8 protein-coding genes are annotated in these 11873 nt (G+C 67.9%); 6 read left to right on the top strand and 2 right to left on the bottom strand.

Annotated features, from left to right (window positions below):
- The first annotated feature begins 19 nt into the window (after positions 1–19).
- On the top strand, positions 20–4858 hold the full coding sequence (locus AC1DS0_RS29330; protein WP_476817740.1) for an NAD-glutamate dehydrogenase: 4839 nt from the start codon (positions 20–22) through the stop codon (positions 4856–4858).
- Between the two features lie 69 nt (positions 4859–4927).
- On the top strand, positions 4928–5131 hold the full coding sequence (locus AC1DS0_RS29325; protein ID WP_476817771.1) for a Trm112 family protein: 204 nt from the start codon (positions 4928–4930) through the stop codon (positions 5129–5131).
- A 169-nt stretch (positions 5132–5300) separates the two neighbouring features.
- On the opposite strand, the gene AC1DS0_RS29320 is transcribed toward AC1DS0_RS29325, so the two are convergent.
- Positions 5301–6551, bottom strand: coding sequence for a ubiquinone biosynthesis hydroxylase (locus tag AC1DS0_RS29320; protein WP_476817739.1), 1251 nt, complete (start codon positions 6549–6551; stop codon positions 5301–5303).
- 116 nt (positions 6552–6667) lie between these two features.
- Between AC1DS0_RS29320 and tesB the strand changes: the two genes are divergently transcribed.
- The 3 genes from tesB to AC1DS0_RS29305 all read left to right on the top strand — a co-directional run bounded on the left by tesB (position 6668) and on the right by AC1DS0_RS29305 (position 9610).
- Positions 6668–7534 carry an acyl-CoA thioesterase II gene (gene tesB, locus AC1DS0_RS29315; RefSeq protein WP_476817738.1) on the top strand — a complete coding sequence of 289 codons (867 nt, stop codon included), beginning with the start codon at positions 6668–6670 and terminating at the stop codon, positions 7532–7534.
- 232 nt (positions 7535–7766) lie between these two features.
- Positions 7767–8105: a P-II family nitrogen regulator gene (locus tag AC1DS0_RS29310; protein ID WP_091842997.1), complete on the top strand. Its 339-nt coding sequence runs from the start codon at positions 7767–7769 to the stop codon at positions 8103–8105.
- 26 nt (positions 8106–8131) lie between these two features.
- On the top strand, positions 8132–9610 hold the full coding sequence (locus tag AC1DS0_RS29305; RefSeq protein WP_476817737.1) for an ammonium transporter: 1479 nt from the start codon (positions 8132–8134) through the stop codon (positions 9608–9610).
- 67 nt (positions 9611–9677) lie between these two features.
- Here AC1DS0_RS29305 and AC1DS0_RS29300 read toward each other — a convergent pair whose 3' ends face one another.
- Positions 9678–10019: an antibiotic biosynthesis monooxygenase family protein gene (locus tag AC1DS0_RS29300; protein WP_476817736.1), complete on the bottom strand. Its 342-nt coding sequence runs from the start codon at positions 10017–10019 to the stop codon at positions 9678–9680.
- Positions 10020–10196: 177 nt separating this feature from the next.
- On the opposite strand from AC1DS0_RS29300, the gene AC1DS0_RS29295 reads away from it, so the two are divergent.
- Positions 10197–11873: DNA translocase FtsK (locus AC1DS0_RS29295; protein ID WP_476817735.1), on the top strand; the 1677-nt coding region annotated here is incomplete at its 3' end.

Raw genomic sequence — 11873 nt, 5'->3', positions numbered from 1 at the left:
TAGCAGGGGGAAGAAGACTATGGCCAAGCGCGAAGCGAATGCCACGGCTGCAGCCGTCACCGCGATCGAGGCAGCTGCCCATGAGCTCGGTTCGGCGATGCCCGCAGACTTCCCCAAGCTGCTCTATGGCCGAACCGTCGCCGAGGATCTCGTCGCGCTGCCGCCGGAGTTCCTGGCTCGGGCCGCCGACGCCGCCTACGCCCACCTGACCGGCAACCGCAAGCCCGGCGAGCCCAATCTGCGCTTCCGCGACGAGGCCGTGAAGGAGGATGGGCGCGAGCGCCAGATCACCATCCTCGAGGTCGTCAACGACAACAAGCCGTTCCTGCTCGATTCGACCCTCGCCGAGCTCGCCGAGCAGGGCTACGAGCCCCGCCTCGTCGCCCATCCCATCCTCGCCGTGGTGCGCAAGGACGATGGCACCTTCCAGTCGCTGGCCGGCGAGGCCTCGGGCCGTGCGGTCGAGGGCACGCGCCGCGAGAGCCTGATCCATATCCATCTCGACCGGATCGACACCGCCGAGGCCCGCGAGCGGCTCGCCGCCGGCCTTGCCCGCGTCTATGTCGATGTCGGCCTAGCCGTCGACGACTGGGCCGCGATGCGCGGGCGAATCACCGAGGTGATCCAGTCCTATCGCGCCAATCCGCCGCCGCTGCCGGAGGACGAGGTCGCCGAGGCCCTGAACTTCCTCGAATGGATCGCCAGCGACAATTTCACCCTGCTCGGCGTGCGCGCCTATCGCTTCGCCGGTGGCGACACCGCCGCCGACCCCGTCGATTCCTCCGGCCTCGGCATCCTGCGCGACCCGGATGTCCGGGTCCTGCGCAAGAATCGCGAGCTGGTGGTGATGACGCCGGAGATCCGCGCCTTCCTGGCCAAGCCCCAGGCGCTGATCATCACCAAGGCCAACGTCAAGAGCCGCGTCCATCGCCGCGTCCATCTCGACTATGTCGGTGTGAAATTGTTCACGCCCGACGGCCGGCTCGACGGCGAATTGCGCATCGTCGGCCTGCTCACTTCGAACGCCTATACCGGCAGCGCTCGCGCCATTCCCTATCTGCGTCTCAAGGTCGCGCGCGTGCTCAAGAGCACCGGCTTCGACCCGTCGAGCTATTCCGGCCGCGCCCTCTACAACGTGCTCGACGCCTTCCCGCGCGACGAGCTTTTCCAGATCGACGTCGAGACGCTGGAGCGCTTCGCCCTCGACATCATGCAATTGACCGAGCGGCCGCGTATTCGCGCGCTCGCCCGTGCCGACGAATTCGATCGCTTCGTCTCGGCGCTCGTCTTCATCCCGAAGGACCGCTACGACACCACGGTGCGCCGCCGCGTCGGCGAATTCCTCGCCCGTGTCTACCAGGGCCGCGTCTCGGCCGGCTATCCGGCCTATCCGGAAGGCCCGCTCGCCCGCACCCACTACATCATCGGCCGCGACGAGGGCCGCACGCCCAAGGTCGACCGCAACACGCTGGAAGCCGGCATCGCCGCGATCGTCCGCACCTGGAGCGACGGCCTCAAGGACGCGCTCGACGCTGAGAAGGCCGGCCCCGCCGCCCGTTCCCTCGCCGAGCGCTATGCCGAAGCCTTCGGCGCCGCCTATCGCGAGCGTTATTCCGCAGAGGACGCGCTGGTCGACATCGACATGCTGCAGAAGCTGTCGGATGAGCGCCCGCGCGCCGTCAATCTCTACCGCCGCGACGGCGACGGGCCGACCAGAGCCAACCTCAAGCTGTTCTCGCGCGGCGCCGCGATCTCGCTCTCCGAGCGCGTGCCGATGCTGGAGAACATGGGCTTCCGCGTCGTCAACGAGCGCACCTTCAACATCACCCCGCAGCAGAACGGCGGGGGCAGCGCCGACAGCCGCGTCTGGTTGCACGACATGACGCTGGAGCGCGCCAGCGGCGGCGAGATCGACATCGAGAACCTCGATCCGACGATCGAGGCGGCGCTGATGGCGCAGTTCCGCGGCCTCACCGAATCCGACCGCTTCGACCAGCTCGTCCTCGCCGCCGGCCTCGCCTGGCGTGAGGCGGCGCTGCTGCGCGCGCTCGGCCGCTATCTGCGTCAGGTCGGCGCGCCCTATGCGCAGGACTACATCGCCGACGCGCTGACCCGCCATTCCGGCATCGCCACCGGATTGGTGAAGCTCTTCGTCGCCAAGTTCGACCCGCACCTCTCCGACAAGAAGCGCGCCGAGCAGATGAAGGCCGAGCGCGAGCGCATCGAAGCCGCGCTCGCCGACGTCACCAGCCTCGACGAAGACCGCATCCTGCGCCGCTTCGTCAACCTGATCGACGCGACGCTGCGCACCAACTTCTTCCAGATCGGCCCCGACGGGCATCCGCGCAGTACGATCTCGTTCAAGCTCGCCTCCGGCCAGGTCGACGGCATGCCGCTGCCGCGGCCGCTCTACGAGATCTTCGTCTATTCTCCGCGCGTCGAGGGCATTCATATGCGTTTCGGCAAGGTCGCGCGCGGTGGCCTGCGCTGGTCGGACCGGCCGCAGGATTTCCGCACCGAGGTGCTCGGGCTGGTCAAGGCCCAGCAGGTCAAGAACGCTGTCATCGTTCCGGTCGGTGCCAAGGGCGGCTTCGTGCCCAAGCAATTGCCGCCGGCCTCCGATCGCGCCGCCTGGCTAGCCGAAGGCACCGAGAGCTACCGCATCTTCATTCGCACCCTGCTTGAGCTCACCGACAATCTCGACGGCGAGAAGATCCTGCCACCGCCCGACACTGTCCGTCATGACGGCGACGATCCCTATCTCGTCGTCGCCGCCGACAAGGGCACGGCGACCTTCTCCGACACCGCCAATGCGCTCTCGGCCGAGAAGCATCACTGGCTCGGCGACGCCTTCGCCTCCGGCGGCTCGCAGGGTTACGATCACAAGGGCATGGGCATCACCGCCCGCGGCGCCTGGGAAGCGGTGAAGCGCCATTTCCGCGAGATCGACGTCGACATCCAGACCACCCCCTTCACCGTGGCCGGCGTCGGCGACATGTCCGGCGACGTCTTCGGCAACGGCATGCTGCTCTCGCCGGCGATCAGGCTCGTCGCCGCCTTCGATCATCGCGACATCTTCCTCGATCCCGACCCGGATTCAGCCAAGAGTCTGGCCGAGCGCCAGMGCATCTTCGCTTTGCCGCGCTCGTCCTGGGCCGATTACGACAAGTCGCTGATCTCGAAGGGCGGCGGCATCTTCTCGCGTCAGGCCAAGAGCATCGCGCTCTCGCCCGAGATCCGGCAGGCTATCGGCTTCGACAAGGCGCAGGTCACCCCGGCCGAATTGATGACCGCGATCCTGAAGGCGCCGGTTGACCTGCTCTGGTTCGGCGGCATCGGTACCTATGTCCGCGCCAGCGACGAGAGCGACGCCCAGGTCGGCGACCGCGCCAATGACACGATCCGCATCACCGGCTCCGACCTGCGGGCCAAGGTGATCGGCGAGGGCGCTAATCTGGGCAGCACCCAGCGCGGCCGTATCGAGGCGGCCCGCAACGGCGTGCGCCTCAACACCGACGCGATCGACAACTCGGCCGGCGTCAACACCTCCGACGTCGAGGTCAACATCAAGATCGCGCTGGCCGACCCCGTTCGCGACGGCCGCCTGCCCGAGAAGAAGCGCAACGCTTTGCTCGCTGAGATGACCGACGAGGTCGGCCTGCTCGTCCTGCGCAACAACTACCTGCAGACGCTGGCGCTCTCGCTGACCGAGGCGCAGGGCATCCAGGCGAGCCCGCATCTGCGCCGGCTGATGGTTCGGCTGGAGGAGGACGGCCGACTCGACCGCGGCGTCGAGTACCTGCCCTCGGACGCCGTGCTGATCGAGCGCGAGAAGCGCGGCGAGGGCCTGACCCGGCCTGAGCTCGCCGTGCTTATCGCCTATGCCAAGCTCGCCCTGCACGACGCGCTGCTCGAATCGGCGATTCCCGACGACCCCTATCTGAAGAGCGAGCTCGTCCGCTATTTCCCCCAGCCCCTGCGCGAGGGCTATGGCAAGGAGATCGCCGGCCACAGGCTGCGCCGCGAGATCGTCGCGACCCAGCTCGCCAACGCCATCATCAACCGCGGTGGCCCGGCCATCGTCTCGATGCTGGCCGACCAGACCCGCGCCGAGGCACCGGCGATCGCGGCGGCCTATGCCGTCGCCCGCGATGCCTTTGACCTGATCACGCTGAACGGCGCCATCGACGCGCTCGACGCCAAGCTGCCGGGCAAGACCCAGACCGGGCTCTATGCCGCCGCGCAGGAGCTGGTCGTCGACCGGATGCGCTGGTTCCTCCGCCGCGGCGTCGCCAAGCCCGGCGCAATCGAGCAGACCGTGGCGCATTATGCCAAGGGCGTTGCGGCGCTGGAGCGCGCACTCGGCGAATTGCTGCCCGAAGCGGCCGCCCAGGCGCGCAATGCTCGCATCGCCGCACTGACGGCCGAGGGCGTGCCGGAAGCGCTGGCGATCCGCGTCGCCAGCCTGCCCTGGCTTGCCGAGGCGACCGACATCGTCGACATCGCCAGCCGGACCAAGCGCGATATCGTCGAGGTCGCCCGGATTCATTTCGGCACCGATTCGGTCTTCGGCTTCTCGACGCTAAGATCAGCTGCCGCAGCCGTCCCGGCGACCGACGATTACGAGCGCCTCGCCCGCCAGCGCGCGGTCGAGACCCTGACCGATGGCCATGCCGGGCTGACGCAGGAGATCGCGACCGGCAACTCCGGCCCGGACGCGCTGAAGGACTGGCTGGCGGAGCGCGGCGCCGATGCCGAGCGCACTCGCGCCACCGTCTCGGCCATTGCCATGTCGGGCCTCTCCCTGCCAAAGCTGATGGTGGCGGCCGGAATGCTGGCCGATCTGCCGCGCCGCTGAGGCCGGCTATCAGGACATTGGTCGCCGCGGCCCGAGCAGTGCGCGGCGACCTGAGGAGAGACTGTGACGATGAATCCCGAAGAGGACGGCACGGCCGCGACCCGGATCGACCCGAAGCTGCTGGAGATCCTCGTCTGCCCGGTCAGCAAGGCGACGCTGGAATACGACGCCGCACGCCAGGAGCTGATCAGCCGCGCCGCCAAGCTCGCCTATCCGATCCGCGACGGCATCCCGATCATGCTGCCGGAAGAGGCGCGCCAGCTGGAGGGGTAGTGCCGGTAGTACCCTCCCTTCTCCCCTCGGGGGAGAAGGTGGCAGCGCGAAGCGCTGACGGATGAGGGAAGGACAAGCGCTACCTGCCCGCGTCTTACCCAGTCATACCGCCCTCATCCGTCTGCTTCGCAGACACCTTCTCCCCCGAGGGGAGAAGGATTCCTGGGTCCTACAGCATCTCGCCCTTGAGCAGCCGCGGCGTCGGCCCGGCCAGTCCGGCCGCCTCACGGATGAAAAAGCGCTTCAGCCGCGGCATGCGCTCGACCAGGCCGAGGCCGAGGTCGCGCGCCAATCGTAACGGAGTCGAATCGTTCGAGAACAATCGGTTGAGGCCGTCGGTGACGACACCCATCGCGACCGTGTCGAAGCGCCGGCCCTTCTCATAGGCTTCGAGCACCTCGGAACCGCCGACATCGAGGCCGAGCCGGGCCGCATCGACGATCGCCTCCGCCAGGGCCGCGACGTCCTTCAGCCCGAGATTGAGGCCCTGGCCGGCGATCGGGTGGATGACATGGGCGGCGTCGCCGAGCAGCGCCAGCCTGTCGCCGACGAAACGGCGCGCCACGCCGAAAGAAAGCGGATAGGCGCCCGGCCGGCTCTCAACGGCGATCTCGCCGAGCTCGAGGCCGAAACGGCGCTCGACCTCGAGCAGGAGGTCGCTCTCGTCCAGCGCCAGCAAGGCCGGGACATTCTCGCTCCGCTCGGTCCAGACGATCGACGAGCGATGGCCGAGCTTGCCGCCATCGGCCAAAGGCAGGATGGCGAAAGGACCCGACGGCAGGAAGTGCTCGACCGCCCGCCCGTCATGCGGCCGCTCATGGCCGATCGTCGCGACGATACCCGATTGCGGATAGGACCAGCCAACCCAGCCGATGCCGGCCTGCTCGCGCAGTTTCGAGCGGGCACCGTCGGCCGCGACCAGTATAGCGGCATCAAGGGTTTCGCCACCGGTGAAGACGACTCCAATCAGCCCGTCATCGTCCACCGTCCCGGAACGGACGCCCTCGGGCCGCAATTCGACGCCATTGGCGCGCGCGACCTGAAGCAGTGCCGCCATCAGCGCGCCATTCTCGACCATATGGGCGAAGGGCTGGCCGGGTTCGATCTCGCCGTCGAAGGTCAGGAAGACCGGCCGCACCAGATCCGGCGTGCGGCTGTCGGTGATGACCATCTCGGTCATCGCCGTCGCGGTGGCTTCCGCCAGACGCCAGATGCCGAGCGCCTCCAGCATGTTGCGTGCCGCCGCCGCGACCGCATAGGCGCGATCGTCGGCGCGCGGCGGGCCTGCCAGCGTCGGATCGGCGACGATCACGTCAAAGCTCTCGCCCAGCGCCTGCTTCAGCGCGACCGCCAGCGTCAGCCCGGCGACGCCGCCGCCGGCGATGACGATGCGTTGGCTCGCATTCTCGGGTCTCTGCACTGTCGCCTTCCTCGCATCGCGCCGCTTGACGCGGCCGAGTCGCTCGTTGCTGATGCTTTCTCGTCTTGCCCATAGCCGGCCGGGGCTGCAAGCCCGGGCCGTGCCGGTTCCTGCCGATGACATCAGCCGCCAACACCCTGCTCTCGATCTTCGATCTCGAACCGCTCGGACACAACCGGTTCCAGGGTCGCAGCCCCGACAATGGCTGGACCCGCGTCTTTGGCGGCCAGGTGATCGGCCAGGCGCTTTATGCCGCCTGCAAGACCGTCGAGGAGCGGCAACCGCATTCACTGCACGCTTATTTCATGTTGCCGGGCGATCCGGCGATCCCGATCGTCTACGAGGTCGAACGCCTGCGTGATGGCGGCTCCTTCTCGACACGGCGCGTGCTGGCACTGCAGAAGGACGCGGCGATCTTCGCCATGTCGGTCTCCTTCCAGATCGCCGAACCCGGCTACGATCATCAGATGCCGATGCCCGCCGTGCCGATGCCGGAGGAGCTTCCCGGTCGTGACGGCATGGAACGCGACGTGCTGCCGCATATGCCCGAGGCGGTGCGCGCCTATTACCGGCGCGAGCGGCCGATCGAGATCCGCCCCGTCGAGATGAGCCGCTACGCGGCGGATGGGCCGCGGGAGCCGAAATTCAATGTCTGGGTCAGGGCGTCGCAGAAACTGCCCGATGAACCGGCGCTGCACCAGAGCGTGCTCGCCTATGCCTCCGACCTGATGCTGCTCGATTCCAGCCTGATCGCCCACGGCACCAGCGTCTTCGACCGGCGTGTCCAGAGCGCCAGCCTCGACCATGCCATGTGGTTCCACCGCCCCTTCCAGGCCGACGACTGGCTGCTCTACGCCCAGGACAGCCCTTCGGCCTCGGGCGCGCGCGGCTTCTCGCGCGGGCTGATCTTCGACCGACAGGGACATCTCGTCGCCTCGGTCGCCCAGGAAGGCCTGATCCGGCCGCGTCCCGATCGCGCCTGAGCGACCGCCGCCTGCTTTCACGGCATCTGCCTAATTATTGATCAGTTCAGCGCGCTGAAAGCCGCCTGATCATGGCGGAATCGCGGCATTGCCCGCTCATGCGCCACATCCGCCGGTTGGCACGGGCCTTGAAAGGTCTCCTCCGACGCGCCTGGCTCGAAAGGGCGCGAGAGGCGCAACGACGTCGTTTGGACCGCGGTCCGGCGGCGCACAAGCGGGGGATAACCCAGCCATGAAGATCGTGATGGCCGTCATCAAGCCGTTCAAGCTGGAGGAGGTGCGCGACGCGCTCACCGCCATCGGCGTGCACGGGCTGACCGTGACCGAAGTGAAGGGCTATGGCCGCCAGAAGGGCCATACCGAAATCTATCGCGGCGCCGAATACGCCGTGAGCTTCCTGCCGAAGATCAAGATCGAGGTCGCGGTCACCGACGATCTCGTCGGCAAGGTGATCGAGGCCATCACCGCCGCCGCCCGTACTGGCCAGATCGGCGACGGCAAGATCTTCGTCTCGTCGATCGAGAAGGCCGTGCGCATCCGCACCGGCGAGACCGACGGCGACGCCCTCTGATCCCCGACCATCCCAGGAGCTTTTCGATGAACAACAAGACCCTTAACCGGGCCGGGCTGGTCGGGCTGGCCTTCGCCGCGATGGCCGGCGCCGCGCTGGCGCAAACCCCGGCCGCACCGCCCGCCCCCGTGCCCAACAAGGGCGACACCGCCTTCATGATGAGCTCGACGATCCTCGTCCTGCTCATGACCGTGCCCGGCCTGGCCCTGTTCTATGGCGGCCTCGTCCGGTCCAAGAACATGCTCTCGGTGCTGACCCAGGTCTTCGCCATCGTCTGCATCGTCAGCCTGATGTGGATCATCTTCGGCTACTCGCTCGCCTTCACCAATGGCGGCGGCCTCAACGACTTCGTCGGCGGCTTCTCCAAGGCCTTCCTGCGCGGCGTCGACGGCAACTCGACCGCTGCGACCTTCTCCAACGGCGTCGTCATCCCGGAATATGTCTACATCGCCTTCCAGATGACCTTCGCCTGCATCACGCCGGCCCTCATCGTCGGCGCCTTCGCCGAGCGCATGAAGTTCTCGGCGCTGCTGCTCTTCATCGTGCTCTGGGTCAGCTTCATCTATTTCCCGATGGCCCACATGGTCTGGTACTGGGGTGGGCCTGATGCGGTCGGCAATGCCGCCAAGGCGCTGGCCGAGGCCGGCACGGACGGCAAGGCCGCGGCTCAGGCGGCGCTCGACGCGGTCAATGCCGATGCCGGCATGCTGTTCAAATGGGGCGCGCTCGACTTCGCCGGCGGCACCGTGGTGCACATCAATGCCGGTATCGCGGGCCTCGTCGGCTGCGTCCTGATTGGCAAGCGCATCGGCTTCGGCAAGGAGCTGATGGCCCCGCATTCGCTGACCATGACGCTGATCGGCGCCGCTCTCCTCTGGGTCGGCTGGTTCGGCTTCAACGCCGGCTCCAATCTCGAAGCCAACGGCACCGCCGCGCTCGCCATGATCAACACCTTCGTCGCCACTGCTGCGGCGGCGGTCGCCTGGCTGTTCGTCGAATGGGCGGTCAAGGGCAAGCCCTCCATGCTCGGCATGGTCTCGGGCGCGGTCGCCGGCCTCGTCGCCGTCACCCCGGCCGCGGGCTTTGCCGGCCCGATGGGCTCGATCTTGCTCGGCCTTGTCGCCGGCGCGGTCTGCTTCGTCTTCTGCTCGACCGTGAAGAATGCGCTCGGCTACGACGACTCGCTCGACGTGTTCGGCATCCACTGCATCGGCGGTATCATCGGCGCGCTGGCCACGGGCATCCTGGTCAACCAGGCGCTCGGCGGCGCCGGCATCCCCGACTATTCGACCAAGCCCGGCGAGCTGGTCGCCGCGACCTACGAGTTCGGCACGGCCTTCATGGCCCAGCTCAAGGCGGTGCTGTTCACGCTCGTCTTCAGCGGCGTCGGCTCGGCAATCCTCTACAAGGTCGTCGATGTGATCATCGGGCTGCGTGTCCCCGCCGACCAGGAGCGCGAGGGCCTCGACATCGCCGAGCATGGCGAGCGCGCATATCACGACTGAACCAGGGGTTTACTCCTCGCGCATCATCGCCCCGGCGGGACACCGCCGGGGTTTTTCGTTGGGTCGCTCAGTCGCGGCTCTCGGCGCGGCCCAACACGATCTCCAGTATCTGCACCGCTTCCGGCAGTTCGATCAGGAATTCGGCATCGCGTTCGAGGTGATGGATCCTGCGCGGATCGGGCCCGGCGAAGCGCGACATCGCCTCGACGCTCTCCCAATAGGAGATCGTCACGAACTCGCTCTCGGTCTCCCGATCCTCGCGGAACATCTGCGCGCCGAGCGCCTTCTTCGCCAGCGGCCGGACGCCGACCTCCAGCAGGTACTCGGCATAGGCATCGGCCTTTTCCGGTGCGGTGCGGCCGCGCCAGATCCGGGCAATTCTTGCGATCCTGTCGTCGCCATCGGCCATCTCGCCCTCCTTGCGGTTGCTGCTCGGAAAAATGCCTTGGCCAGCCCAATCGTTCCTCGGACTGCTGACAGTCCGCGGCGGCAGTGCAAGGTTAAGCGGGCCTTAACCGGACCTTCCTAACCTGCCGGTTCGACAGGTGGCCTTCGCCGCCTTCCTGATGCCCGCAGACACGGCCCGATGCGCACGATCCGACGCTCCTCATCGCTGATCGACCGCCTGCCCGATCCGGTGCGCGAGTTCCTGTCGCGCCGCGCCGCCGAGATCGGCGGCATGGCGATGCTCGCGCTGATGGTGGCTGTCGCCGTCGCCCTCGCCACCTGGTCGGTCGACGATCCCAGCCTCAACAACGCCACGCGCGGCACCGTGCACAACCTGCTCGGCCGGCCCGGCGCGATGATCGCCGATCTCGCCATGCAGCTGCTCGGCCTTGGCGTCATCGCGCTGCTGTTGCCGCCGCTGCTCTGGTCGCTCCGGCTGATTCGCTTCCACCTCTTCGATCGCAGCGCCCTCAAGCTCGTGCTCTGGGTCGTCGGCATCGTCTCGAGCGCCGCGGTCGCGAGCGCCCTGCCGGCGACGCCGCGCTGGCCGTTGCCGACCGGCATGGGCGGCGTGATCGGCGACGCGCTGCTGCAAGGCACCCGCAACATCGTCGGCCTCGGCGGCACCGCGCTCGGCAGCCTCGTCGCCTTCGTCTTCGCCGGCATCGCCATCCTCTCCGTCACCGCCGCTGCCGGCTTCGGCTTCGTCACCGACGAGGATCCCGAACTCGACCAGGACGACGATGCGCCCTTCGCCGATGGCGAGGAGCGTCGCGACGACGAGCCCGGGTTCTCGGTCATCCTGATCGGCTGGGTCGCCCATGGCGCCATAGCACTGAAGGCCGCGATCCTGCGCCGCCTGCCGCGCCCGCCGCAACCGGCCTCAGCCAGCGCGGGCGCGATGCCCGTTCCGGCCCAGACCGGCCGGGTCCGCCGCGAACCGAACTTCACCGGCGATCCGGAGGCCTACCGGTCCCCTGTCGTCGCCCCTGAGCTCGTGCGCCCCGCTGCCGCAAAGGCCGCGCCGAGCGCCCGGCCGGCTTACGATGACGATGACGAGCCCTTCGAGGCGCAGGACGTGCGCGATCTCAATGCGCCGCGCGTCGCCGCGCCGGTGCGGGCGCCCAAGCCGGGCAAGCGCCTGTCGCGCGAGGCGCAACCCTCGCTGCTTGACTGCGAGGGCTTCGAGCTGCCGCCGCTGACCTATCTCGCCGAACCCAAGAAGGTCCCGGCGAATACCGTCTCCACCGACGCTCTCGAGCAGAACGCCACCTTGCTGGAAGGCGTGCTCGAGGATTTCGGCGTGCGCGGCGAGATCAGCCAGGTTCGCCCCGGCCCGGTTGTGACGTTGTACGAGCTTGAGCCTGCTCCTGGGACCAAGAGCTCCCGCGTGATCTCGTTGGCCGACGACATTGCGCGCTCGATGAGCGCGGTGTCGGCGCGCGTTGCGGTGGTGCAGGGCAAGAACGCGATCGGCATCGAACTGCCCAACGCCAAGCGCGAGACCGTCTTCCTGCGCGAACTGCTGGCGAGCCAGGATTTCGAGGGCACCAAGCACAAGCTGGCGCTGTGCCTCGGCAAGACCATCGGCGGCGAGCCGGTGATCGCCGACCTTGCCCGCATGCCGCATCTGCTCGTCGCCGGCACCACCGGCTCGGGCAAGTCGGTCGCGATCAACACCATGATCCTGTCGATCCTCTACCGGCTGAAGCCGGAGGAGTGCCGCTTGATCATGGTCGATCCCAAGATGCTCGAGCTCTCGGTCTATGACGGCATTCCGCATCTGCTCACCCCCGTCGTCACCGACCCGAAGAAG

The sequence above is a fragment of the Allobosea sp. P4_H5 genome, assembly GCF_056400825.1.
This window is presented reverse-complemented; position numbering and strand designations above follow the sequence as displayed.

What these genes read in the sequence shown, in the direction of transcription:
- AC1DS0_RS29325 (WP_476817771.1), top strand. Translation starts at nt 4,928, where the DNA reads ATGAATCCCGAAGAGGACGGCACGGCCGCGACCCGGATCGACCCGAAG.
- tesB (WP_476817738.1), top strand. Translation starts at nt 6,668, where the DNA reads ATGACATCAGCCGCCAACACCCTGCTCTCGATCTTCGATCTCGAACCG.
- AC1DS0_RS29310 (WP_091842997.1), top strand. Translation starts at nt 7,767, where the DNA reads ATGAAGATCGTGATGGCCGTCATCAAGCCGTTCAAGCTGGAGGAGGTG.
- AC1DS0_RS29305 (WP_476817737.1), top strand. Translation starts at nt 8,132, where the DNA reads ATGAACAACAAGACCCTTAACCGGGCCGGGCTGGTCGGGCTGGCCTTC.
- AC1DS0_RS29300 (WP_476817736.1), bottom strand. Translation starts at nt 10,019, where the DNA reads ATGGCCGATGGCGACGACAGGATCGCAAGAATTGCCCGGATCTGGCGC.